This window comes from Paenirhizobium daejeonense, from assembly GCF_014280875.1.
Classification (GTDB): domain Bacteria; phylum Pseudomonadota; class Alphaproteobacteria; order Rhizobiales; family Rhizobiaceae; genus Allorhizobium; species Allorhizobium daejeonense.
This window is the reverse complement of the sequence record NZ_JACLAL010000001.1, coordinates 65,450-88,821: the sequence shown is the minus strand read 5'-3', so window position 1 is coordinate 88,821 and position 23,372 is coordinate 65,450. Positions and strand designations below refer to the sequence as shown.

General features: G+C 61.1%; 22 protein-coding genes. 8 read left to right on the top strand and 14 right to left on the bottom strand.

Translation table 11 applies throughout. The features are described from left to right. Positions 1–274 precede the first annotated feature (274 nt). Genes H4I99_RS00385 through aguB form a run of 3 tightly spaced genes read left to right on the top strand, consistent with a single transcriptional unit; the run spans position 275 to position 3,828 of the window. Positions 275–1,633, top strand: coding sequence for a glutamine synthetase family protein (locus H4I99_RS00385; RefSeq protein WP_163903583.1), 1,359 nt, complete (start codon positions 275–277; stop codon positions 1,631–1,633). 3 nt (positions 1,634–1,636) lie between these two features. Next, positions 1,637–2,944, top strand: a complete 1,308-nt coding sequence (locus tag H4I99_RS00380; RefSeq protein ID WP_163903581.1) for an NAD(P)/FAD-dependent oxidoreductase — start codon at positions 1,637–1,639, stop codon at positions 2,942–2,944. 11 nt (positions 2,945–2,955) lie between these two features. Then, the gene (gene aguB / locus H4I99_RS00375) at positions 2,956–3,828 is read left to right on the top strand and encodes an N-carbamoylputrescine amidase (protein WP_163903579.1); all 873 of its coding nucleotides are present in this window, start codon (positions 2,956–2,958) and stop codon (positions 3,826–3,828) included. 322 nt (positions 3,829–4,150) lie between these two features. Here aguB and H4I99_RS00370 read toward each other — a convergent pair whose 3' ends face one another. After that, positions 4,151–4,531 carry a hypothetical protein gene (locus tag H4I99_RS00370; protein ID WP_164490799.1) on the bottom strand — a complete coding sequence of 127 codons (381 nt, stop codon included), beginning with the start codon at positions 4,529–4,531 and terminating at the stop codon, positions 4,151–4,153. Between the two features lie 150 nt (positions 4,532–4,681). Here H4I99_RS00370 and H4I99_RS00365 point away from each other — a divergent pair, with 150 nt between their 5' ends. Then, a complete protein-coding gene (locus H4I99_RS00365; RefSeq protein WP_164490800.1) occupies positions 4,682–5,389 on the top strand; it encodes a diguanylate cyclase domain-containing protein in 708 nt (235 codons plus the stop codon). Between the two features lie 25 nt (positions 5,390–5,414). On the opposite strand, the gene H4I99_RS00360 is transcribed toward H4I99_RS00365, so the two are convergent. The 3 genes from H4I99_RS00360 to rirA form a co-directional block, all read right to left on the bottom strand. Further along, on the bottom strand, positions 5,415–5,903 hold the full coding sequence (locus tag H4I99_RS00360; RefSeq protein WP_163906096.1) for a gluconokinase: 489 nt from the start codon (positions 5,901–5,903) through the stop codon (positions 5,415–5,417). Between the two features lie 133 nt (positions 5,904–6,036). Then, positions 6,037–7,635, bottom strand: a complete 1,599-nt coding sequence (locus H4I99_RS00355) for a GMC family oxidoreductase (protein ID WP_163903567.1) — start codon at positions 7,633–7,635, stop codon at positions 6,037–6,039. Between the two features lie 233 nt (positions 7,636–7,868). Continuing rightward, on the bottom strand, positions 7,869–8,345 hold the full coding sequence (gene rirA / locus H4I99_RS00350) for an iron-responsive transcriptional regulator RirA (protein ID WP_163906094.1): 477 nt from the start codon (positions 8,343–8,345) through the stop codon (positions 7,869–7,871). A gap of 202 nt (positions 8,346–8,547) precedes the next feature. Between rirA and H4I99_RS00345 the strand changes: the two genes are divergently transcribed. Beyond that, the gene (locus H4I99_RS00345) at positions 8,548–9,573 is read left to right on the top strand and encodes a Fe(3+) ABC transporter substrate-binding protein (protein WP_244624864.1); all 1,026 of its coding nucleotides are present in this window, start codon (positions 8,548–8,550) and stop codon (positions 9,571–9,573) included. 51 nt (positions 9,574–9,624) lie between these two features. Here the strand turns inward: H4I99_RS00345 and H4I99_RS00340 are convergent, their stop codons facing one another. The 4 genes from H4I99_RS00340 to H4I99_RS00325 all read right to left on the bottom strand — a co-directional run bounded on the left by H4I99_RS00340 (position 9,625) and on the right by H4I99_RS00325 (position 14,551). Continuing rightward, positions 9,625–10,698, bottom strand: coding sequence for a M48 family metallopeptidase (locus tag H4I99_RS00340; protein ID WP_163903563.1), 1,074 nt, complete (start codon positions 10,696–10,698; stop codon positions 9,625–9,627). Continuing rightward, on the bottom strand, positions 10,688–11,761 hold the full coding sequence (locus H4I99_RS00335) for a YjgN family protein (protein ID WP_163903561.1): 1,074 nt from the start codon (positions 11,759–11,761) through the stop codon (positions 10,688–10,690). Before H4I99_RS00335 ends, H4I99_RS00340 begins: the two co-directional genes overlap by 11 nt. Before the next feature lie 295 nt (positions 11,762–12,056). Continuing rightward, on the bottom strand, positions 12,057–13,553 hold the full coding sequence (locus H4I99_RS00330) for a CoA-acylating methylmalonate-semialdehyde dehydrogenase (protein WP_163903559.1): 1,497 nt from the start codon (positions 13,551–13,553) through the stop codon (positions 12,057–12,059). Positions 13,554–13,657: 104 nt separating this feature from the next. Further along, complete coding sequence (locus H4I99_RS00325) at positions 13,658–14,551, bottom strand: NAD(P)/FAD-dependent oxidoreductase (protein ID WP_163903557.1); 894 nt, start codon at positions 14,549–14,551, stop codon at positions 13,658–13,660. A gap of 135 nt (positions 14,552–14,686) precedes the next feature. Between H4I99_RS00325 and H4I99_RS00320 the strand changes: the two genes are divergently transcribed. Then, a complete protein-coding gene (locus tag H4I99_RS00320; RefSeq protein ID WP_163903555.1) occupies positions 14,687–15,148 on the top strand; it encodes an Rrf2 family transcriptional regulator in 462 nt (153 codons plus the stop codon). Between the two features lie 58 nt (positions 15,149–15,206). After that, positions 15,207–16,088 (top strand): LysR family transcriptional regulator, encoded by an 882-nt coding sequence (locus tag H4I99_RS00315; protein WP_163903553.1) that lies wholly within the window; start codon positions 15,207–15,209, stop codon positions 16,086–16,088. A 2-nt stretch (positions 16,089–16,090) separates the two neighbouring features. Here H4I99_RS00315 and H4I99_RS00310 read toward each other — a convergent pair whose 3' ends face one another. The 3 genes from H4I99_RS00310 to H4I99_RS00300 are packed head-to-tail and all read right to left on the bottom strand — an operon-like array spanning position 16,091 to position 18,043. Continuing rightward, the gene (locus tag H4I99_RS00310) at positions 16,091–16,693 is read right to left on the bottom strand and encodes a DUF1007 family protein (protein WP_163903552.1); all 603 of its coding nucleotides are present in this window, start codon (positions 16,691–16,693) and stop codon (positions 16,091–16,093) included. Next, positions 16,690–17,433, bottom strand: coding sequence for a hypothetical protein (locus tag H4I99_RS00305; RefSeq protein WP_163903550.1), 744 nt, complete (start codon positions 17,431–17,433; stop codon positions 16,690–16,692). The genes H4I99_RS00310 and H4I99_RS00305 overlap by 4 nt, the downstream gene beginning before the upstream one ends. 4 nt (positions 17,434–17,437) lie before the next feature. After that, positions 17,438–18,043 carry a HupE/UreJ family protein gene (locus tag H4I99_RS00300; RefSeq protein WP_244624831.1) on the bottom strand — a complete coding sequence of 202 codons (606 nt, stop codon included), beginning with the start codon at positions 18,041–18,043 and terminating at the stop codon, positions 17,438–17,440. A 184-nt stretch (positions 18,044–18,227) separates the two neighbouring features. Here H4I99_RS00300 and H4I99_RS00295 point away from each other — a divergent pair, with 184 nt between their 5' ends. Further along, the gene (locus H4I99_RS00295) at positions 18,228–18,881 is read left to right on the top strand and encodes a HupE/UreJ family protein (RefSeq protein WP_244624830.1); all 654 of its coding nucleotides are present in this window, start codon (positions 18,228–18,230) and stop codon (positions 18,879–18,881) included. 289 nt (positions 18,882–19,170) lie between these two features. Here H4I99_RS00295 and H4I99_RS00290 read toward each other — a convergent pair whose 3' ends face one another. The 3 genes from H4I99_RS00290 to hglS are packed head-to-tail and all read right to left on the bottom strand — an operon-like array spanning position 19,171 to position 23,291. Beyond that, complete coding sequence (locus tag H4I99_RS00290; RefSeq protein ID WP_163903548.1) at positions 19,171–20,403, bottom strand: pyridoxal phosphate-dependent aminotransferase; 1,233 nt, start codon at positions 20,401–20,403, stop codon at positions 19,171–19,173. 55 nt (positions 20,404–20,458) lie between these two features. Then, complete coding sequence (locus H4I99_RS00285; RefSeq protein ID WP_163903545.1) at positions 20,459–21,880, bottom strand: FAD-binding oxidoreductase; 1,422 nt, start codon at positions 21,878–21,880, stop codon at positions 20,459–20,461. A 10-nt stretch (positions 21,881–21,890) separates the two neighbouring features. Further along, a complete protein-coding gene (gene hglS / locus H4I99_RS00280) occupies positions 21,891–23,291 on the bottom strand; it encodes a 2-oxoadipate dioxygenase/decarboxylase HglS (RefSeq protein WP_163903544.1) in 1,401 nt (466 codons plus the stop codon). Between the last annotated feature and the right edge of the window lie 81 nt (positions 23,292–23,372).

Genomic DNA, 23,372 nt, shown 5'->3' with positions numbered 1-23,372 from the left:
CGAAATCGCCCTCATGGGGTGGAAATCTATCTTCTTCAATGCTAGGGTGTTTTCGGTCAATTGACCAAAAAGCTGCAGTCGTTGCGGCAGACCGGATAAAAACAGGCGATATAAACCGCCAACGGTCGAGGGGCACTGAAGTACCGGCAGGAAAATGGCACGTTTCTTGATCTATAACGCGAAGACCGCTCACAGTTAGCGCTGCATCTTCAACCGCGCGTGCGTTTTGCATGCCGACAGATCTCAGAAGTGTTTTTCATTTTTCCGGTGGCCCATGGACATTGATAGCTACGCACGAGCCTTTTTTGCAGAAAACCCCGATATCGAAGTGCTGGAAGCCTTCGTAATCGACGTTAACGGCGTTCCCCGGGGAAAGTGGATCCCCCGCGAGCGGGCGCTCGATGTGTTGACCAAGGGCATGGCGATCCCGCGCTCGGTTTATGCGCTTGATGTCTGGGGCCGCGACGTCAACTCCGCCGGTCTTGCCGAAGGAACAGGCGATCCGGATGGCATATGCTTCCCCGTGCCCGGCACGCTGTCGCGCGTCACCTGGCTGTCGCGCCCGACGGCGCAGGTTCTCCTGCAGATGAAGAACCCCGATGGCACCGGCTTCTTCGCGGATCCCCGGCAGGTGCTCGCCAATGTGCTGGAGCGCTATGCCAAGCTGAAGCTCACCCCGGTGGTGGCGACCGAACTCGAATTCTATCTGATCGACCCCGTCCGCTCGGCGCTCGACCCGGTCCGGCCGCCGAACACCCGCGACGGCCGCTGGCACACCGGCCAGACGCAGGTTCTATCGATCTCCGAACTGCAGGATTTCGAGGAAGTCTTCCACGGCATATCTTCGGCCGCCCGCGCTCAAGGCGTGCCGGCCGATACGACGCTGCGTGAAAACGGTCCCGGCCAGTACGAGATCAACCTCAACCATGTGCCGGATGCGCTCGCCGCCGCCGATTATGCGTTACTCCTGAAGCGCATCGTCAAGGGCGTGGCCCGCGCCAACGATCTCGACGCCACTTTCATGGCCAAGCCCTACGGCACGCAGGCCGGCAGCGGCATGCATGTCCACTTCTCCGTGCTCGATGAGAATGGCAACAACATCTATGTCGGCGAGGACGGCCCCTCCGACGCACTAATGCATTCGGTCGGCGGCCTTCTGGAAAACATGGGCGAGAGCATGGCCGTGTTTGCGCCCCATCAGAACTCCTATCGCCGCCTGCGCCCGTCCGAACATGCGCCGACCTACGCCTCCTGGGGCTTCGACAACCGTTCCGCCGCGGTGCGTGTCATTACAGCTCCCAAGCCGGCTACCCGCATCGAGCAGCGCGTCGCAGGTGCTGACACCAATCCTTATCTGGTGCTGGCGATGATCCTTTCCGCGGCTCTTGCCGGTATGAAGGAAAAGACCGCTCCCGGCGGCGCAATCAGCGGCGACGACCACGCGATCAATCACGAGCCCCTGCCGACCAACTGGGACCTCGCCCTGCAGCGTTTCGCCAAGTCCAGCTTCGCCTATGCGGCGCTCGGCCAGAAGTATCGCAGCCTCTATACGGCCTGCAAGCAACAGGAACTCTCCGAATTCTCCCTGCGCGTCACCGATGTCGAATATGACGCCTACATCCGCACGGTGTGACCCATGACCAGCACGAACCAGACCTCCGCCACCAATCCCGGCCACGCCCCCTCCTGGTATGCGCATAGCGCCAATGACAAACGCGTCCGCGAAAGCCTGAAGGGCGAGCATACTGCCGATGTCTGCGTGATCGGCGCCGGCTTTACCGGCATCTCGGCAGCACTGCAGCTTGCGGAAAACGGCTTCAAGGTGATCGTTGTCGAGGGCGAGCGCATCGGCTTCGGCGCGTCGGGTCGCAATGGCGGCCAGATCGTCAACGGCTACAGCCGCGATCTCGAGGTTATCGCCCGCCGATACGGGCCGGACAAAGCGGCAAAGCTCGGCGCCATGTCGCTCGAAGGTGGCAACATCATCCGTGAGCGCGTGGCGAAGTACGGCATCCAGTGCGATCTCGTCGATGGCGGTTTCTTCGCCGCCTTTACCGACAAGCAGGTGCGCGAGATGGCGCATGTGAGAGCCAACTGGGAAAAGCACGGTCATACCGGACTTGAGATGGTCTCGAAGGCCGAAGTCGGCAAATACGTGAAAGCCGACCGCTATGTCGGCGGCATGATCGACCGCTTCGGTGGCCATATCCACCCGCTCAATCTCGTGCTCGGAGAAGCCGCGGCATTCGAGAGCCTTGGCGGACAGGTCTTCGAAAAATCGCGCGTCACCGGTCTCGACATGGGCGCCAATCCGGTCGTCCGCACGGCCGAGGGCTCCGTGAAGGCGAAATATGTCCTCGTCTGCGGCAATGCCTATCTCGGCACCATGCTGCCGAAGATCACCGACAAGATGATGCCCGTCTCCAGCCAGGTCATGGCGACCGAACAGCTCGATCCGAAGCTCATCGAGGAACTGCTGCCGGCCAACTACTGTGTCGAAGACGCCAACTATGTGCTCGACTATTACCGCCGCACGGCCGACAACCGGCTGCTCTATGGCGGCGGCATCGGCTATGGCGGCCAGGACCCGGCAAACCTGACCGGCGTCATTCGCCCGAACATGCTGAAGACCTTCCCGCAGCTCGCCAATGCGAAGATCGAATTCGCCTGGAGCGGCAATTTCGCGCTGACGCTCACACGCATTCCGCATATCGGCAAGCTCGCAGACAACGTCTACTTCTCCCATGGCGACAGCGGCCACGGCGTGACGACCACGCATCTGCTGGGCAAGATCCTCGGCGAAGCCGTCGCCGGCCATGCGGAGCGTTTCGACGTCTGGGCTTCGCTGCCGGCCTTCCCCTTCCCCGGCGGCAAGACCTTCCGCGTGCCACTCACCGTTCTCGGCGCATGGTGGTACGGCCTGCGCGACAAGCTCGGCGTCTAAAGGAGAGCGGCATGACAATCGTTACCGTCGCGGCAACCCAGATGGCCTGCAGCTGGGATCTCAAAGGCAATATCGAGCGGGCCGAAAAGCTGATCCGCAAGGCGGCGGCCGATGGCGCGCAGATCGTCCTGATCCAGGAGCTTTTCGAGGCTCCCTATTTCTGCCAGGACCAGATCGCCGAATTCTTCGACATGGCGAAGCCCTTCGAGGGCAATCCTCTGATTGCGCATTTCGCGAAGCTCGCGGCTGAACTGAACGTGGTTCTACCCGTCAGCTTCTTCGAGAAGGCCGGGCAGACCTATTTCAACAGCGTCGCCATCGTCGATGCGGATGGCGCAGTGCTCGGCCTCTATCGCAAGAGCCATATCCCTGATGGTCCCGGCTATACGGAGAAGTATTACTTCTCTCCCGGCGATACCGGTTTCCGCGTCTGGCAGACGCGTCACGCGAAGATCGGCGTCGGCATCTGCTGGGATCAGTGGTTCCCGGAAGCCGCCCGCGCCATGGCTCTTCAGGGTGCCGAACTGCTGTTCTATCCGACCGCGATCGGCTCGGAACCGCAGGACCCGACGATCGACAGCGCCGCCCACTGGCAGCGCGTGATGCAGGGCCACGCCGCTGCAAACGTCGTCCCGGTCATCGCTTCCAACCGGATCGGGAAAGAGGCGGGCCGCAAGGGTACCGAACTTACCTTCTACGGCTCGTCCTTCATCGCCGACCAGACCGGAGCCAAGATCGCCGAGGCAGACCGGACCAGCGAAACAGTGCTTACCGCCACCTTCGATCTCGAGGGCATTGCGAAGCAGCGCTCAGCCTGGGGCCTCTTTCGCGACCGCCGGCCGGAACTCTACCGTCCACTCATGACACTGGACGGCCGCGCTTGAGCGGTGTCAACATCAGGCGTGAAAACGAAATTTAACCGTCAGTACATGCTTCTCGATAAAATACGCAGGTAAGCCGCATCGGTTTAACACCTCGAAAACCTTTCGCCCGATAATTGCTTTCAGGCGAAGGGTACGTCTCATGGGCGAAATGCATTCAGGATACAGGAACCGGCAGCCATGGCGGCACCGTGCATGGCCGGTCCCGCCATGGCTGATGCTTGCCGCCGCCGTCTTTGTCGCATGCCTGCTTGGAATATTTTCACGACCGATCGGTTCGCTGGCAACGGTATGGCCGGCAAACGCCCTGCTCCTTGGCCTTCTCCTACGGTTTGAAAAGATGTCGACACCTGTCGGCTGGGTTGCGGCTTTTGCTGCATATCTTGCCGCCGACCTGTTGACAGGAGCTTCCCTCGGCAAGGCATTGATCCTGAACAGTGCCAATATGGCCGGCGTCGCTACCGGTTATCTGGTCTGCTCGCGCTTGCCCCGGGATGTCAGGCAATTGCGACATCCTTCGTCGATGCTGTATCTCGCTCTTGCGGCGGTAGCGGGTTCTGCCGCAGCCGGTCTCGTTGGCACCGTCGCAAATCCCCTTCTCTTCAACAGCAGCAGCCTGAGCGGCCTTTTCTTCTGGTTTTCCGCAGAACTGGTCAACTACATAACCATTCTTCCGGTCGTTCTCGCCTTTCCCCACCGGGCGCATTTTTCCGGTTCTCTTGCCAAAATCGGTTCACTTCCAAAGCCCGAAAAACTCGCCCCCGCCGTTTCACTGCTCCTATCCTGTATTGCAGCGGTTCTCGTGGGCGGAGGAGGTGCGATTGCCTTTCCGGTTCCTGCGCTCCTCTGGTGCGCCGTGAGCTATTCGGTATTTGCGACATCGGTCCTGACGCTGTTCTTCAGCCTATGGACCATTTTTGCCATTTCCGCAGTCCTGTCGCCAACGCCAGTGGAGGCGACGAACGAAATTACCCTCATTTCAATCAGAATGGGCGTCGGCCTGATCTGTCTCGCCCCGGTCATGCTCGCAAGCGCCACGACCGCACACAACGAACTGGTCCTCCGCCTTCGGCATCTGGCATCTTACGATGCGCTGACCGGCATTGCGAACCGACGGGCATTCAGGGAACAGGCCGGACTTATTCTGCAGCAATCGCGGCAGCACTGCGTCACCTTGCTGATGGATCTCGACCATTTCAAAAACGTCAATGACACCCTCGGTCATGCTGCGGGCGACGCCGTGCTGGTCGCTTCCGCGCAGCGCATCCGGGATAGTCTTCGAACCGATGATGCGTTGGGACGACTAGGAGGCGAGGAATTTGCCGCCCTTCTCTCTGACTGCACCGTATCGGAAGCCATGGAGATTGCAGAAAATATCAGACGCGCGGTTCAAGAGGAGCCCATACATCTCGACAATGGACAGGCAATCCATGTCACACTCAGCATCGGACTTGCTGTCGCTTCCGAAGAAACACAAGATTTCGACCTGCTGTTAAGGCAGGCCGATGAAGCACTGTACGAGGCCAAAAAGAACGGGCGAAACCGCATTGCCCTGGCGGCCTGAGGTTCGTTCCGCAAATGGCCGACACTCAATCGGCGGCCATCAATGCCTCCAACGCACGGTCCACGATGGCATCGACGCTCGCATCGATGCTCACAGTGACGACACCCGGCTCTCCCGTCGGCACCTCCAGCGTTCGCAGTTGGCTCTCCAGCAGCGAAACAGGCATGAAATGGCCCCTGCGCGCGCCCATGCGGGACAGAAGCAGTTCCGGCGTCCCCTCCAGAAAGACGAAGGAAAGTCGGCCCGACATCGCCTGCCGCAGCCGATCGCGGTAGATGCTTTTCAGCGCCGAGCAGGAAACGACGATCCCCTTGCCGCTGTTCCGTGCCTCAGCCATCAGCGTTCCGATCGTCTCCAACCAGGGCCAGCGATCCTCGTCCGTCAACGGAATTCCCTGCGCCATCTTCGCGACATTCCCGGCAGGATGCAGGCTGTCACCCTCGATAAAGGCGAGGCCCAGCCGTTCGGCCAGCAGGGCGCCGACCGACGACTTGCCGCAACCGCTGACCCCCATGACGATGATTGCCCGCGGCGCTACTGGTTTCGTCTCAGCCAAGGCGGCCTCCTCCCTGCAATATGAATATCGCCAGGGAAACTAGACGCGCCGGAGGGGAAATCCAAGCCGACTTCCAACATCGCCCGAGACCTCAGGCCGCAAGAATGGAGGCCGCGACCTTCTCCGCCATCATGATGACAGGCGCATTGGTATTGCCACCAACCAGTGTGGGCATGACCGAGGCATCCACTACCCGCAATCCCTCGACGCCGCGCACACGCAATTGCGGGTCCACGACCGAATTCTCGTCTGCCCCCATCCGGCAGGTGCCGGCGGGATGATAGATGGTATCGGCTCGGGCGCGGATCGCCGAGGCAAGTTCGCTATCCGAGTTGCCGATAGGGTAAAGCTGGCTGCGGCGATAACGGTCCAGCGGAGCTGCCTCCATGACATCGCGCATTACCCTCGTTCCGGCTATCATGCCGGCCAAATCCCGCCCATCCGACAGATAGGCCGGGTCGATCAGAGGTGCCGTGAGTGGATCAGCACTCCTCAGGCCGACACGGCCTCGCGAATGGGGACGCAACAGACAGACATGGCACGAATAGCCATACCCCAGATGCAGCCGGCGGGCATGATCGTCGACCATCGCAACGACAAAATGCAACTGAATATCAGGACGATCGAGACTCGGATCGGTTTTCAGGAAGGCCCCAGATTCCGCGAAGGTCGAACGAAGCAGGCCTGTACCCTCACGCCGCCATTCGCCTGCCGCCCGCGCCATGGCGCGAGCGCCGGTCAACCCGATGCCGATCATATCGGAGTCGTCGGAGCGATAGACGAGCGTATAATCCAGGTGATCCTGCAGGTTGGCGCCAACCTCCGGACGATCCGCCACCACGGCTATGCCGAGGCGCCGCAATTCGTCGGCCGGACCGATCCCCGACAGCATCAGCAGCTGCGGCGACTGTAGCGCCCCACCTGAAACGATCACCTCACGCGACGCGTAGACTGTCGCCTCCCGGCGTCCCTGCCTGTAAACAACCCCCACCGCTTTGCCGTTCTCGATCAAAATGCGCGTCGCTCGACCGCCAGTGATAACGGTGAGGTTTGCCCGTCCGAGATTGTCATGCAGGTACGCCGCCGATGCAGAACAGCGTTCGCCCTTTTTCGGCCCCTGCCAGAACTGCGTCGCCTGATAGAGGCCGAACCCCTCTTGATCGGCTCCGTTGAAGTCGTCGTTTATCCCGAAGCCACGTAACTCTCCCGCCTCGATGAAAGCGTGATTGATGGGCCGTGCCCAATCGGGATCGCTTACCTGCAGGGGACCGCCGGCGCCGTGCAGCGCGGTGCCGCCGCGAATGTTGTTTTCCGATTTGCGGAAATAAGGCAGCACTTCGGCAAACGACCATCCCTCACAGCCCGCCGCAGCCCAATCGTCATAATCCGAGGCATGACCCCGGACATAGAGCATGGCGTTGATCAGGCTTGATCCTCCGAGCCCCCTGCCCCGAGGCTGGAAGCCGCGCCTGCCGTTCAGGCCCGGTTGCGGCTCGGTCACGAAACACCAGTTGGGGCCTTTTACCCGTCCGGGGACAATGGCGGCGGCCCCGGAGGGAACGCGTAGCAGGAGATCGCGACCAAGCCCTCCCGCCTCGATCAGGCAGACTTTCACGGCCGGGTTCTCGCTCAATCGCGACGCCAGAACGGATCCCGCCGACCCACCGCCGGCAATGACATAATCATACATTAAAGACGCCCCTCCCAAAGCCCCCCGCGTTCGATCAAACGCTTGCGGAAGTAGTCCACACTTCCGTTTACGTAAACGTACTTCTTGGATCGAAGGCCCTCAAGGGGATCAGCCGCACAGCGGAAGACTTTTTCTGTACAAAGGAGCGGAGGACATTGCCGAAAGGGCAAGCGAAAACCCCGCCGGCCGGCTGGCGCAGCGGGGTTCAAAAGGTCAAGAAACTGCGGCTCTGCTCAAGCGGCCGGAGCGGAAATCGCGGCCTTCGGCTCGAAATCATTGATGCCGAGCAGGAAATTGATCTGCGGGCGTGCCTTGACCAGATCATCAATGGTGTAGCCGCTAAGCACTTCGAAGAACGCGCCCAGCGCCTTGCGGAGCGCAGAGTTCAGACCGCAGCTGTCGATGAGCGGACAATCGACATCACCATCGTCCTCGAAACATTCAGCCATGGCGAAACTGTCTTCCGTGACCTTCACCACGTCGAAAAGGGTAATCTTCTCTGCCGGCCGGCCGAGGCGAACGCCGCCATTACGGCCACGGACGGTTTCCACCAGCCCAGCCTTATTCAGGGGCTGAAGAATTTTGAACAAGAACAGCTCGGACACGCCGTAGGCCTTGGCGATTTCCGGGATCCGGCTCAGATGTTCCTTGTTCGCAGCGCAATACATGAGCATCCGCACGGCGTAATTTGTCTGCTTTGTCAAACGCATGCCTGACTCCCTAGCTCGTTTCCGCTTTATATAACGCCTTTTGCAGTTTTGAACAATTCCAAAATACTCAAGTTCAGGATTCACGTGATCGTGAAACGCCCCCAGACGGATTGACAGCTTTCCGAAATTCATGATTAGAACACTCAACTAATTATATATTTGGGATGCGCTAAAGGAGATTTCCATGCTTTCGACAAAAACAATGCGCGTGGCGCTTCTGGCCACGGCGTCTTTCGGCGCACTCGCCGGCGTTGCGTTTGCGGATGGCGAAGTCAATATCTACTCCTATCGCCAGCCGGAACTCATCCAGCCGCTGCTCGACGAATTCACCAAGGAGACCGGCATCGCCACCAATGTTCTTTTCCTCGACAAGGGATTGGTGGAGCGTATTTCCGCTGAAGGCACCAATTCCCCGGCGGACGTCATCCTGACCGTCGATATCGGCCGTCTCATCGAAGCCAAGGATGGCGGCGTCACCCAGCCCGTGCAGAACGACATCATCAATAAGGACATTCCGGCACAGTATCGCGATCCGGCAGGCGACTGGTTCGGCCTGACCACTCGCGGCCGCGTGGTCTATGCCTCGAAGGAGCGCGTTCCGGAAACTGCCATCACTTATGAGGAACTGTCCGATCCGAAGTGGAAAAACCGCATCTGCATACGCGACGGCCAGCACTCCTATAATATCGGCCTCTTCGCCTCGATGATCGCCCATCACGGTGCCGAATATACCGAAAAGTGGCTGACGGGCCTGAAGAACAACCTTGTCCGCAAACCTGACGGCAACGACCGCAGCCAGGCAAAGTCGATCATGTCCGGCGAATGCGACATTGCGCTAGGCAACACCTACTACGTCGGCCTGATGCTGACCAACGACAAGGACCCGGAAGAGAAGGAATGGGCGGCCGCCATCAAGGTGCTGTTTCCCAATGCCGCCGACCGGGGCACCCATGTCAACATATCCGGCATGGCATTGGCAAAGAATGCCCCCAACAAGGACAACGCCATCAAGCTGATGGAATTCCTGTCCTCCGGCAAAGCACAGGAAATCTATTCGGAGCAGGTCTTCGAATATCCGGTCCTGCCGGGCGCGAAGGTGTCCGAGGTCGTCGCCTCTTTCGGCCCGATCAAGCCCGATCCGCTGCCGCTGGTCGATATCGCCGCAAACCGCAAACTGGCTTCCGAACTGGTCGACAAGGTCGGCTTCAACGACGGCCCGACCCAGTAAGCGCGGACCCGGTTGGTCATGACGAAAGGGGCGGCTCCAAGCTGCCCCTTTTCATTTTACGATCTCCTTCGCCCATTGATCGATCTGTCGGCGGCGCTCAGGCGTGCCGGGATGGGTCGAGAGGATGGAGGTCTCCCCGCTGTCACCGAGTTTTTTCTCGATCAGCTCGAAAAAGCGTCCGATTGCCGCGGGATCGTGACCAGCCTTGGACATCAACTCGACGGAAACATGATCCGCCTCGCTCTCGGCAGAGCGGGAATAGGATAGAGACACCAGCGCTGCGCCGTTTGTCAGGATATCCTCGCCGGCAGAGCCGATATCGCCGGCAATCAGCATGATGAGACCTGCCGTACCAGCCGCGCGATAAACCTGGCGCAGCGAATGCGTCTTCTCCACATGACCGATCTCGTGCGCCAGAACTCCGAGGATCATCTCGCTGTCGCCGGCGGCAAGGTCGATAAGCTCGTCGGTGATCACCAGCGTGCCGTCCGGCAACGCGAATGCGTTAGGACCGATAACGCCACCTTTTCGGAAATTGAGATTATAACCATCTCGGCCCCGTGCCGAATGCTCGGCCAGCGCCTCGAACTTTGCCGTCAACTCGTTTTGCTGCGCTTCGGGCAGTCCACTCTTGGAAAATACGGTCTGATCGAGCGAGGCGAGCGTTCCTGAAGACATCAGCTTCGGAACCACAGGCGGCGTGACGGCAACAGCGACCTCAACCAGCGCCGGCAGGGCGAAACGATAGACGAGGCCTCCCAGCAGGACGATCCCGAGAACGAAAGCGATCAGCCGGGGATGGAACCTCTCCAGCTCATGGACGAACCCATGGTGGCGGGAGCGGGTTTTCCTCAGCCATCCATCGATGGCGTCATTATCAGCGGTCTCGAATGTCGATCCGTCGACGAAGCCGATGCGGCGGGGAATATTGCCGATACGATCGGATATCGTCACCCGGCGGGCGTCGTTGAACGCGGCGGGATCGCCCGCCTCCCCGTCGATGCGCACCAGAAGAGTGGTATCGCTCACAAGAAGCGTCGCCGCCAGCGCCTTGCTGGAACGTGGCGGATGCCAATGTCCCCGGGCGATGATCCGCGCTGCGTTGCCCGTCACGTCAGAAGCCAAAGTCGAAGCCTTCCATATCGATATATTCGGCTGTCACCGCCGAGCCCGTATCTTCGATGGAAGCAATGACTTCACCGATATCGCCATCGAAGGCAATGCCGGAATGTTCGATCGTGTAGCGTCGCTCGCGGATCGCCGCCCACGGCCGCATCAGTCCGAAGGACATGACGGACACCACAAGGTTCGAGACCACGATCCAGAAATAACGAAACCGCGACAGATCGCTGTAAAGCCTGTGACGTCCGTCAAGCAATGTCGCCTGCATGACGACATTGCGCACGCCAACCCGATAGAAAATGGCAGCGACGGCATAAAGCACCAGCAGCGGAACCACCGTTCCATAGATGGCGCCCACAATCCGGATGGTGCGCTCTTCCTCGGTGAGGAAATCCATATTGGACGCGCTTGCAGCATAGAACAGGAAGCCCAGTCCCGCCGCGATGACGAAGCCCACAAGCGAAATCAGCGCTGACACCCACCAGACGCCATAAAGCTTGCCGATACGAGGATCTGTCGCAAAGGCACGATCGCCGTAACGCAGGTTGTTGAAAACATAGCGGTAGAGCCAGCGGCTGGCGAAAGGCGCCAGAATGCCGAGCGATATGATCGAGACGAGGCCGCCGAGGATGATCGCGACGAAAGCGCCCCAGGTTTTGCCGAGGAAATCGAAACGGATATTGCGATAGCTGGTCACGCGAGCATTGAAGCGCAGGCTGCGCGAGACGATCCACGGCAGTAGGAGCAGCATGCCAAGCGCCAGTGCCAGGCCGATAAACGGCTGGAACATCAGAACGATGTTATAGACGATCAGATAGGCAAAGACGATCAAGCGGCCGATGAAGATCTGCTTGCCACGGGCATGATAGTCGAATGAATGACCATCGACGAAGGTATTTCCATAGAAATAGCGGTTTCGTCTCACCTTCGCCCAGGCGGAATAGATACCGACGGTGACGATCGTCAGCAGGATGTTGACGATCCAGATGCCGAAATATTCGCCGGCTCGTCCGCGAAACTCGCCGCGCGTCACGGCGGAAGCCGGAATGAATTGTGCTGTTGTCATTTTCGCCCCAGTTACCCATGCCAATTCTGCAGATTCGGCCCCCCGACCGCATCCGCAGATAGACCTGCCACGGCCACGCCCTTGTCGCAAGTTGTGCGCAACGAAAAAACGGGCCCCTTTCGAGACCCGTTTTCGAAGTTCTTCCAAGTATTTGCAGACCTCTCACTGGTAGAAAGGTCAAGAGCATCGCTTCATCGTCGGCATGACGAATTCGGCGCCGTCCTTGATGCCCGCCCGCGCGACTGCGGCACACGCAATGTCGCGAGGACGCGCAAGCAGGAAGCCCCGGAGGGCATCACTTCATCGTCGGCATCACGAATTCGGCGCCGTCCTTGATGCCCGACGGCCAGCGGCTGGTGATCGTCTTGGTGCGGGTCCAGAACTTGATCGAGTCCGTGCCGTGCTGGTTGAGGTCACCGAAGGAAGAAGACTTCCAGCCACCGAAAGAGTGGTAGGCGAGCGGAACCGGGATCGGAACGTTGACGCCGACCATGCCGATGTTGATGCGGGAAGCGAAGTCACGGGCGGCATCGCCGTCGCGGGTGTAGATCGCAACGCCGTTGCCGTATTCATGCTTCATCGGCAGGGCGAGCGCATCCTCGTAGTTCTTGGCGCGAACGACAGAGAGAACCGGTCCGAAGATTTCTGTCTTGTAGATGTCCATGTCCGGGGTGACGTTGTCGAACAGGCAACCGCCGACGAAATAACCGTTCTCATAGCCCTGAAGCTTGAAATCGCGGCCGTCGACGATGAGGTCGGCGCCTTGGGCGACACCGCTGTCGATCAGCGACTTGATGCGAGCCTGGGCTTCCTTGGTGACGACCGGGCCAAGATCGGCCTTCTCATCGGTGTAGGGACCGATGCGCAGCGCTTCCACCATCGGCGTCAGCTTTTCGATCAGACGGTTGGCGGTTTCCTCGCCGACCGGAACGGCAACCGAGATCGCCATGCAGCGTTCGCCAGCGGAGCCGTAGCCGGCACCCATCAGCGCGTTTGCGGCCTGGTCCAGATCGGCATCCGGCATGATGATCATGTGGTTCTTGGCGCCGCCGAAGCACTGGGCGCGCTTGCCGTTCATGGCAGCGGTGCCATAGACGTAGCGGGCGATCGGGGTGGAGCCGACGAAGGAAACGGCGCCGATTTCCGGATGGGTGAGGATCGCATCGACGGCGCCCTTGTCACCGTTGACGACGTTCAGGATACCGGCAGGAAGACCGGCCTCGATCATCAGTTCGGCAAGGCGGATCGGAACGGACGGATCGCGTTCGGAAGGCTTCAGGATGAAGGCGTTGCCGCAGGCGATGGCCGGAGCGAACATCCACATCGGGATCATGCCCGGGAAGTTGAACGGGGTGATGCCCGCACCGATGCCGACCGGCTGGCGGATCGAGTACATGTCGATGTTCGGGCCGGCGCCTTCGGTGAATTCGCTCTTGGAGAGGTGCGGAATGCCGATGACGAATTCGCAGACTTCAAGACCGCGAATGATGTCGCCCTTGGAATCCTCGACCGTCTTGCCATGCTCCTTGGAGAGCAGTTCGGCCAGTTCATTCATGTTCTTGTTCAGGAGTTCCACGAACTTCATAAACACGCGAGCGCGGCGCTGCGGGTTGGTCGCCGCCCAGCCGGGCTGCGCGGCCTTGGCGTTCTGCACGGCAGCATCGAGCTCGGCATCGGTCGCAAGCGCTACCTGCGCCTGGATTTCGCCGGTTGCAGGGTTGTAGACGGGCGACGTACGACCGCTGGTGCCGGCGACGTGCTTGCCGCCGATGAAATGACCGATCTCACGCATGGATGTTCCTCCTGTTATGGTCGGCGACAGTATGCGCTTCAAATTTCACATAGCAATGACATGAATTGCGCATCCGTTGTGCGAATTTTATAGCTATGGATCGTTTAGATCGTCAGGGAACGATGGGCGTTCACGCCGGCGCGCACGCCCGCGGCACTGGCGAAACTGCCATTATGCATGGGGCTTGCCGCGTCTCCCGCAGCGAACAGCCCGGATATGCTGGTCGCGCCCCAGTCATCGACCCGGATGAACGGCCCCTGCGGGCCATCCGCCATCTCGGCGCCGAGCATCTCCGCAAGGGGCGTCGCCGGGCGGACCTTCGTCTGCACGAAAAGCGCTTTCAGCGGCACAAGCAGACCGTCCGCGAGTTCGGCACCCTTCAGCCTCCCGTCTTCAGACACCAGCCTGACAATCCCCAGAGGCTCCAATCTTGCCCCACGTCGATCCATCGCCACCAGATCTTCTTGCGAAAGCTCGACACCCGCCTCGAGAAAAACCGTGGTATCGCCCCAGTCGGGCAAAAGCAGCGCCTGATGCATCGCAAGCGGCGAGGACGCCAGAAGGCCGATCGGTCCACCGCCGATCTCGTAACCGTGGCAATAGGGGCAGTGCAGCACATCCCTGCCCCATAGTGGCTCCATGCCTTCGATCGCCGGAAGGGTATCTGTAACACCCGTCGCGAGGATCAGCCTGCGGCTCTCGAAACTCTCCCCGGAACCGAGTTCGATGGCGAAGCTGCTGGAAGTCCGCTCAGCGGCAACTGCCACCCCTTCTCGAAGCGTAAAGGTGGGATAACGCTGCAGTTGATCGAGAGCCGTCTTACGAATGGCCGCCGGGCTGACACCATCCTGTCCCAGGAAGCCGTGCAAGGCCTCCGCGAACCGGTTTCGCGGCCGGCCGGCATCGATGATGAGCACTTGCCGTCTGGCACGTACCAACTGCATGGCGGCGGAGAGACCGGCGAAACTTCCGCCAATGACGATTGCATCGAAAAGCATGGTCGTTCCTTTCATATTATGTATCTTTTAATGTTACGAATCTGATTGCACGTCAAGACATGTAACTTTCATTGTTGCGGGAAATATGCTCAGGCTCTATGCCTGCAAGAAGAAAATCCATCCGGAGAAGCGATCATGCGTGGCGACAGCCGCCTGTCCCGAATGTTGCACGTCCTGATCCACCTTGAGCGCGGCGGCCGGCCGATGACCTCGGAAATGATCGGGCAAATGCTGAACACCAATCCCGTGGTGGTCAGGCGCACCATGGCCGGCCTGCGGGAACAGGGTTATGTGCAGTCGGAAAAGGGCCATGGCGGCGGCTGGACACTCGCCCGGCCACTGAACGAGATCACGCTGCTCGACGTTTACGTGGCGCTCGACCGACCCGAAATGTTCTGCCTCGTGCCCTCGTCCGATCACGCAGAATGTCTGGTCGAAATTGCCGTCAACTCGGCGCTCGAAGATGCACGGCGCGAGGCAGAGGCCCTTTTGCTGCGACGTTTTGCGACGATCCGCCTTTCGGATGTCGCCGGCGATTTCGAGCGAAGGATGTCGGAACGCTTCGCAGCGAAGTCGGCGCCAGACGATCCCGCTTGATGGCACACCCAACGCACGCTAAGCATTGCTGTGCATTTTTCGACACAAGGTATGCGAAATGGACTGGGACGATGTGCGCATGTTCCTTGCTGTGGCCCGTACCGGCCAGATCCTCGCAGCATCGCGGCGGCTCGGGGTCAACCACGCGACCCTGTCGCGCCGGATCACGGCTTTGGAAGAAGCCTTACAGACGCGGCTGCTCGTGCGCCGCACCAATGGCTGCGAACTGACGCCCGAAGGCGAGGTCTTCAGCCGCGCCGCCGAGCGCATGGAAACGGAGATGCTGGCGGCGCAATCGGATATCGGCCGCGTCGATAGCGCCGTCGCCGGCACCGTGCGCATCGGTGCGCCGGATGGTTTCGGTGTGGCCTTTCTCGCTTCCCGTCTCGGAGAGCTGACCCGGCGTTATCCCGCCCTCAAGATCCAGCTCGTGCCGGTTCCGCGCGCCTTCTCGCTTTCCCAGCGTGAGGCGGATATCGCCATCACCATCGAACGGCCGGAACAGGGACGGCTCATCTCTTCGAAACTCACCGACTATACGCTCGGCCTCTATGCTTCGCGAAGCTACCTCGATCAAGCCGGGATGCCCGGAACCGTCGAGGCGCTGAGGGAACACCGGCTGATCGGCCATGTGGACGATCTCGTCTATTCGGCGTCGCTTGCCTATACCGGCGAGGTGATGCGTGGCTGGGATTCCGGTTTCGAGATTTCATCGGCCATCGGCCAGACAGAAGCCGTGCGCGCCGGCTTCGGCATCGGTATCCTGCACGACTACATCGCCCGGCAGCATGGGGAACTCCTGCGCGTGTTGCCGGATGTCGTGATACGGCGCTCGTACTGGACCACCTATCACGAAAGCGCCCGCGAACTCGTGCGCGTGCGCACCGTCGTCTCCTTCCTGCAGGAACTCATCGACGAGAACAGGCAGATCTTCGTCTGAGATCAGCGGCAGGTCAGGGTGATCGCCTGCGGCACGACCAGTCCGCCGAAATAGGCCCGATCCGGCCGGTCGGTGACCGTGTAGGCACAATGCCCCTCACCGCCCCGGATCAGCACCGGCCTGTCCTCGGCAAGCCGGAAGGCGACCGTATAATCCCGATCCCGCTGCATCATCGTCAGGCTTTGCCCCGCCCCCATTGCCACAGGGGCCTCCAGCCGGAAGCCGACAGTGATCGATACGCTGCCGGGCTGGACGGCCGCATGGAAGGCATCGGGTTCTCCCAGATCCAGCGGCTGCTCTCCGAGAGCCAGTTCGGTCAGGAAGTCCCTGTCGCCGAGATCGGCGGTCAGGGCCTCACGTAACTCGTCGACCTCGCCGTCATCGAACATGCCATTGCCATCGTGATCGAAGCGGGAGAGCAGCCGGACGCTGTATTTCTCGTCGAAGGCAAAGCTTTCGGCAACGGACACCAGCCGCCCGTCCCTGATATCGAACAGGACACGCGCAGTGACCGCGATATCGGGATGGGCAATTGCGGAGGAAGCGGACGCCAACACAAACAGGCAGGCGACGGCGAAAGGATGATGACGAGAGGAAAGGCTCATTTTGCCTCTCCCGCGCGGTCCAGCTGCTCCAGCACGGTCTCGAAGCCGGCGAACTCCCCTGTCTCCACCACCGCCGGAAACGGCGGCGGAACGAGGCCGTTCTGTTTTGCTGCGAGATGCGCACCGCCGTAGAGAAAGCCGATGGCGATCAGCCAGCTTGCGAAGATGCGCGCCCCGATCATCGCCCATGCCTGGCGAAAGGCGGCGGCGAGAAACGCCATGCCGGCGACGAGCCAGATCTCTGCGAAACATGCCGAAGGCAGATAGCTTCGGGCGTGCAGGGTCACATCTCCCAGCAGCCCGGCAATCGCCAGAACGGCTCCGGCCGGAACCAGCAGAGGTAGCGCCAGCCATAGCCGGATGCCACGCGGCAGAACCAGCGGAAAGCCGATCAGCAGGCAGGCCATGGGGCCGGCAAGAAACATGTTGGCCGCGGCACCCGGCACCGGCGCCATCAGTTCATAGAACTTCTCGCGCAAGACAAAGCCAAGAGCGATGCCGGCAAGAAGGAGAACGACTGCCCGCGCCAATGCCTTGCGCGGCAACTGCCCGATCAGGATGCCAAGCCCCAGAAGCGGCAGCAGGCGCTCGGCGGTCAAAACCGAGGCCAGCGGCCAGTCGACATAATCGCCCGGCGATTTCAGAAGGAAGGAAAGGAGGATGACGGCACCTCCCCCGATGGCAAGCACAAGGCCCGGCCAGAGCGGGAGAGAACCACGGGATGGCGACGCAATGGGCACAGGCTCAGGCGACGAGGAAATAGACGCCGCCGAGACCGATCAGGCCACCCACGGCGCGGGAGAGTTCCCCACCCCGAAAGCGCTGGAAGGCAAGACCGACGGAAATGCCGAGAAGGTGGATAAGGCCGGTTGCGACGACAAAGCCAATCGCATAATCGGCCGGATCGGTGGCCGTTGGCAATTCCGCGCCGTGAGCATAGCCATGGAAGATCGCAAAGACGCCGATCACCAGCACTGCCAGCCATTCCGGCGGACGCCAGACGAAGGCGATCGCCGCACCCAGCACGATGATAGAAAGCGCAATGCCGCTTTCCACTGCCGGCAGCGGCACTCCGGCAATGCCCATCATGCCGCCGATGACCATGATCAGCGGAAAGGCAATCGGCAGGCTCCATACGGAGCGCCCGCCCATCTGCGCGCCCCAGAGACCGACGCAGAACATGGCGAGCAGGTGGTCGGCACCGGATAGCGGATGCTCGAAGCCATGAAGAAAGCCACCTGCCTCGCCCTGCAGGATATGAGCCTCGGCAACAGCCGGAAGCACGAGCGAAGCGGCAAGCCCGAGAAGGGCCGGTACAGCAAGTGCTCGCGGCATCTTCGAAATCAGCATCGTCAAATCTCCAAAATCGCTCGCCACTCTCAATCGATCAGCACTCTTGCCGCGATGACTGCCCACAAGACTTGCACCTGGCAGCGGCGCGAACGAACTATATCCGAATCGCCGATGATTGTAGATGGATCTGTGTCGCAGTCGTGGCGGGTTATGCTGCGCGCGTCACCTCCGGAGAAATTTCATGACCCGTTTTCTGCAGCCGCTCCGTCGTATGTCCGCGCCCAGGCCGGCCTTGCCCCAAATTCTTGCGTCCGCGGTCCGCACGGGTGGCTTTGCATCGCTCGTCGCAATCGCTCTTCCTTCGATAGCTGCTGCACACGATCTTGGCGGTCCCATGGGCGGTTTCGGCAGCGGTTTCGGTCATCCGCTTGCGGGTTTCGATCACTTCCTCGCCATGCTGGCCGTCGGTCTCTGGGGCGCGCAGATGGGCGGTCGCTCGGTGTGGACGCTGCCCGCAACCTTTCCGCTCATCATGTGCATCGGCGGTATCTTCGGCATGTTCGGCCTGATCCCGGATGAAACGATCAGGATCGCCATCGCCGTTTCACTAATGGTGCTCGGCGGCGTCATCGCCGCCGGATGGCGTGCACCCGAATGGGCAGCCCTGGTAATCGTTGCCCTGTTCGCCCTCTTCCATGGCTACCCGCACGGCCAAGCGACCCTCCGGGCCGCCGATCCCGCAGCCTTCACTGTGGGCTTCGTGGTTTCGACCGGCGCCATCCATATCCTCGGCATCGGCGTAGGCTATGGTCTGAAAGGCATATGGAACGGCAATCTGGTGCGCGCGCTCGGCGGCGTGATCGCCGTTTGCGGGGTGTATTTCCTGTTCAAGTAGGCGGCACAATTCCGCACCAGCGGAGCTTGAGGCCACTTGGGTACTTGCCTCTACAGCGCATGACGGGCACGCGGCGCGTTCCACCTCGTCATTCCTGTGCCTGTCACGGGAATCCAGCCAGCCCAAGTCTTTGGGCTGAAAGGGTCTTTTGACCCGACGGTCGTCGGGTCGCTGGATGCCCGTGACAAGCACAGGCATGACGGAAGGATGACTTTGTGACCGCCGGAACCGGTAGACTCGCTTCGCCGGCGCTCTGAGGCCTGCCGCAACGGCAGGCCCTTGTTCGGCGTTAGCGCAATCTTGCGCACGCCTCAGCAATACGCTTCAGCGCCTCCACGAGTTCGCTTTCCGCGCTCGCATAGGAAATGCGGAAGAAGGGCGAGAGACCGAAGGCGGAACCCGGCACCACCGCAACATTGGCGTCTTCCAAGAGATAGGCGCAGAAATCGGCGTCGGTCGCGATCAGCTTGCCGCCCGGCGTGGTCTTGCCGAGAACGCCGGCGCAGCCGGAGAAGGTATAGAAGGCGCCTTCCGGCACCCGGCAATCCAGCCCTTCGATGGCGTTGAGGCCGGCGACCACGAGATCGCGGCGGCGCTGGAAGCTCGCCTTGCGCTCTGCCAAGAAATCCTGCGGGCCGTTCAACGCCGCAACGCTCGCCGCCTGGCTGACCGAGGACGGGCAGGACGTCGCCTGGCTCTGCACCACGGCCATGGCCTTGATGAGATCGCGCGGACCGCCGGCATAACCGATGCGCCAGCCGGTCATGGCATAGGCCTTCGAGACACCGTTGACGGTGAGGATGCGGTTCTTAAGTCGCGGCTCGATGGCCGCCGGGGTGACAAAGCGGAAATCGTCGTAGACGATGTGCTCGTACATGTCGTCGACCAGCAGCCAGACATGCGGATGGCGCAGCAGGACATCGAGGAGCGGCCGGTAATCTTCCTCGCGATAGGCCGCGCCCGACGGGTTCGACGGCGAGTTCAGGATCAGCCAGCGGGTCTTCGGCGTGATCGCGGCCTCAAGCTCTTCGGCCTGCAGACGGAAACCGGCCTTGGCATCGCAGGCGATCAGCACCGGTTTGCCCTCGGCGATCTGCACGATATCGGAATAGGACGTCCAGTAAGGCGTCGGGATGACGACTTCGTCGCCGGGGTTGAGCGTCGCCATCAGCGCGTTGAAGAGGATCTGCTTGGCGCCGGTCGCGACCGTGATCTCGTCCAGCGCGTAGTCGACACCGTTCTCACGGCTGAACTTGTCGCGGATCGCGGCCTTCAGTTCCGGCGTACCATCAAGGGCGGTATATTTGGTCTGGCCTGCCTGCAGCGCCTTCCAGGCGGCTTCCTTGATATGATCGGGCGTATCGAAGTCCGGCTCGCCGGCACCGAGGATGATGACCGGGCGACCCTCGCGCTTCAGCGCCTGCGCCTTCGCGCCGAGCTTGACGATTTCAGAAACGCCGATGGACGAAATACGCGAAGCCGGCTGGAACGCAGCTTCCTCGACCTTGGTATTGATGCTCATTGCGCAGTCCTCGTTGCCTGATAGCCGCCCTTGCGACGTGAATTGATGATGTGTGCTAGCCGAAACGAACCGTGCCGAGGCTACCCGGCGATGTCAGGGCTTTCAGCCCGGCCGCCAGCTCCTTGATCTTGCTGTCCGTATAGAGATCGTAATAGCTCTGGTTCTTGCGGCCGATGGCGTGTTCGGCGCTGAAGCTTCCGGTGAAATCGCCAACCGCGATGGTGAAGACCCAATCGCGCAACCGCGTCTCGAAATCCCTGTCTGTCGCGGCGGAACTGTCCTTCGGCACGACGAGATTGAAGTGCACGCCGCCATCGCCGATATGGCCGAAATCGCAGATCGTCACCTCCGGGAAAACCGAGGGCATATCGGCCTTCATCCGGTCGCAGAAGGCCATGATGTCGCCACGGCGGAAGGACAGGTCGAAGGCGATCAGCTTGCCGGAATGCTTGACGCCTTCCGAGAGGGCATGGCGCAGCGCCCACATTTCATGGGCCGGGCCGACAAAGGCATCCGCCAGCGGCGCATCGTCGCTTTCCCATATTTCCGCAAGAACCGCTTCGAGAACTGCGTCCAGCGACTGCTCGCCCTCACGCGGCTCCCAGGTGCGGGATATCTCGCAGAGGATCACATAGTCCGGGATGACGCCGCCCTGAAATGGATTGCGCAGCGACGGCACATGATCGAGGGCCGCGGCGACGGCATTCCTCGACATGCCCTCGAAAGCCGAGAGATAGGCGCCGAGCCGCTGTTCCATGGCCCGGAGCAGCGGCATGACATGGGCGCCGCTTGCCGGCACCAGATAGGCAGTGGCGACCTGTTTCGGCAGCGCCTCGAGGTTCAGCACGCATTCGGTGATGACGCCGAAAGCGCCGGCGGTGCCAATGAACACCTGCTTCCAGTCGACGCCGGTGTTGTTCTTGCGCAGATCGCAGTTGAGGTCGAGAACCGTCCCGGCCTCGTCGGCCAGTACAACCTTCACGCCGAGCGTGTTGCGCCTGACATCACCGTATTTCAGGAAGCGGGAACCGCCCGTATTGGTCGAAAGCATGCCGCCGATGCGCGGATCGGCTCCGAGATCGATCGGGAAGAACAGGCCGTGCTGCTCGAGCCGCTGGTTGACGTCCGAAAGCCGGAAGCCGGCATCCAGCGCCAGCGAGCGGTTGTCGAGATCGAGATCGAAGCGCTGCACCATCCGGTCGAGGCTCAGAACAACCTGCGTGCCCGAGCCATCCGGCGTCGATCCGGAGACGAGACCGGTATTGCCGGACTGGGGGATCAGCGCGATGCCGTTTTTCACGCAATAAGCAACGACCGCAGAGACCTCTTCCGTGCTTGCCGGTCGAAGCACCAGAGCAGCGACGCCCTCGTCGTACCGCGCGCCGGTCTGGTAGGCCACCATGGCGGCGGGATCGCTGACGACACCCTTCTCGCCAAGGATCTTTTCAAGCGCCGAAACATGCTCCCGGTCGATCATCGTCTTGCTTTTACTCCGCTGCCTGCAGGGCCGAGAGCAGACGGCGACAATCGTCGATCGATGCCTGCTCGATGCCCGCGTAATGGTCGAATTCGTTCAGCACCTTGGCGCCGAGATCGGTTTCGAAACGCTGCTGGTTCGGGCTGGCCACGAAGTCCTGCGTTGCGTCGTCACCGAGATTTGACTGGAAGATACCGGCTGCGCTGACCGGCAGGAAGTCTTCGTAGACGATCGGGTCGAACTGCACGAGACCGTCCGCAATCAGGCAGTCGAGGGTTGCGGATGCATCCGCCCTGGTCTTGCGGCCCTTTTCCGTCAGCGAATAGGCGAAATAGCCAAGACCTTCGACGCGGATCTCTTCCCAGGTATCCGGGAACGGCACGAAGGCTTCGGCAAGCGCCTTTTCGTATTCGGCGGCGTTCGAGCCATCGGCAGCCGGGCGGACGATCTTGCGGGAAGCGCTCAGCAGATCGTCGTAGAGCGCACGGCCCTTCGGGGTCAGCGCAATGCCGCGCTGTTCGATCTCGCCGAAGCGGGCGGTGTGCGAGCCTTCCTTCCACTCGCCGCCCTCGCCTTCGAACAGAACCGCTTCGTTGAGAGCCTTGAACGAGGTCTGGCGCAGCAGGATCGCGCATTTGCGGGTCGGCGGTCCCTCGACGACAGCCTTCGGCGCGATGCCGTATTCCGGCATGCGGGCCTGCACGAGATCGATATCGAGCGTGCGCGGGGTCAGGTGGTTGATGTGCGGCCCCTTGAAGGACACGACGTCGGCAATCAGGCGATGGGCGGCGTGCAGCCGGTCATACATTTCGGCGCTGACGCGCGCCTTGTCGTGCCAGCGGAAGGTTTCGAGCGCTTCCGAAACGAAACGCTCGGCATCGGCCTGGGTCAGCCCACCCTGCTTTTCGGCCTTTTCCGTAAGTTCGACTGCGCCGGGCGTGAAGATCTGCCGGGTGGCAAGCGTCGCTTCTGCCTCGGCACGAAGCTTTTCGTCAGCGATCAGGTCGAGCCGCAGAAGCGAAGTGAAGACGCGGAAGGGGTTCTTCTTCAGGCTCGCATCGCCGACCGGGCGAAACGCAGTCGAATGGACAGGGACGCCGGCCGTCGACAGGTCGTAATAGCCGACCGGATACATGCCCATGACGGCGAAGACGCGGCGCATCATGGCGAGTTCCGCCGGCGTGCCGAGACGGATCGCACCATGGCGTTCCTCGGAAATGCGGTCGAGAGAGTCAGTCTCCTCGAGACGTTCCCTCAGCTTCGGATCGGCGGCGAGCGTCTCCTCGTTGACCTTGGCCACCAGCTCCATCAGCGTGCCATAGGCCGGCACCTCGTTACGGTACATGGCGGACATGGCGGCGGAAAACATCGAGCGGATTTCATCGCTCGATACGAAAGCGGACTGGGTCATCTGGGCTGCTCCACGAAATACGGCTGGATCATTCGTAAAATGCCTTATACCCTCACGGAATTCCAAATGATGCTGACGAAT

Coding starts and splice junctions, on each gene's coding strand:
- H4I99_RS00385 (WP_163903583.1), top strand. CDS start 275: ATGGACATTGATAGCTACGCACGAGCCTTTTTTGCAGAAAACCCCGAT.
- H4I99_RS00380 (WP_163903581.1), top strand. CDS start 1,637: ATGACCAGCACGAACCAGACCTCCGCCACCAATCCCGGCCACGCCCCC.
- aguB (WP_163903579.1), top strand. CDS start 2,956: ATGACAATCGTTACCGTCGCGGCAACCCAGATGGCCTGCAGCTGGGAT.
- H4I99_RS00370 (WP_164490799.1), bottom strand. CDS start 4,531: ATGCGCCCGGTGGGGAAAGGCGAGAACGACCGGAAGAATGGTTATGTA.
- H4I99_RS00360 (WP_163906096.1), bottom strand. CDS start 5,903: ATGGGGGTCAGCGGTTGCGGCAAGTCGTCGGTCGGCGCCCTGCTGGCC.
- H4I99_RS00355 (WP_163903567.1), bottom strand. CDS start 7,635: ATGTATGATTATGTCATTGCCGGCGGTGGGTCGGCGGGATCCGTTCTG.
- rirA (WP_163906094.1), bottom strand. CDS start 8,345: ATGCGTTTGACAAAGCAGACAAATTACGCCGTGCGGATGCTCATGTAT.
- H4I99_RS00345 (WP_244624864.1), top strand. CDS start 8,548: ATGCGCGTGGCGCTTCTGGCCACGGCGTCTTTCGGCGCACTCGCCGGC.
- H4I99_RS00335 (WP_163903561.1), bottom strand. CDS start 11,761: ATGACAACAGCACAATTCATTCCGGCTTCCGCCGTGACGCGCGGCGAG.
- H4I99_RS00330 (WP_163903559.1), bottom strand. CDS start 13,553: ATGCGTGAGATCGGTCATTTCATCGGCGGCAAGCACGTCGCCGGCACC.
- H4I99_RS00325 (WP_163903557.1), bottom strand. CDS start 14,551: ATGCTTTTCGATGCAATCGTCATTGGCGGAAGTTTCGCCGGTCTCTCC.
- H4I99_RS00320 (WP_163903555.1), top strand. CDS start 14,687: ATGCGTGGCGACAGCCGCCTGTCCCGAATGTTGCACGTCCTGATCCAC.
- H4I99_RS00315 (WP_163903553.1), top strand. CDS start 15,207: ATGGACTGGGACGATGTGCGCATGTTCCTTGCTGTGGCCCGTACCGGC.
- H4I99_RS00310 (WP_163903552.1), bottom strand. CDS start 16,693: ATGAGCCTTTCCTCTCGTCATCATCCTTTCGCCGTCGCCTGCCTGTTT.
- H4I99_RS00300 (WP_244624831.1), bottom strand. CDS start 18,043: ATGCTGATTTCGAAGATGCCGCGAGCACTTGCTGTACCGGCCCTTCTC.
- H4I99_RS00295 (WP_244624830.1), top strand. CDS start 18,228: ATGACCCGTTTTCTGCAGCCGCTCCGTCGTATGTCCGCGCCCAGGCCG.
- H4I99_RS00290 (WP_163903548.1), bottom strand. CDS start 20,403: ATGAGCATCAATACCAAGGTCGAGGAAGCTGCGTTCCAGCCGGCTTCG.
- H4I99_RS00285 (WP_163903545.1), bottom strand. CDS start 21,880: ATGATCGACCGGGAGCATGTTTCGGCGCTTGAAAAGATCCTTGGCGAG.
- hglS (WP_163903544.1), bottom strand. CDS start 23,291: ATGACCCAGTCCGCTTTCGTATCGAGCGATGAAATCCGCTCGATGTTT.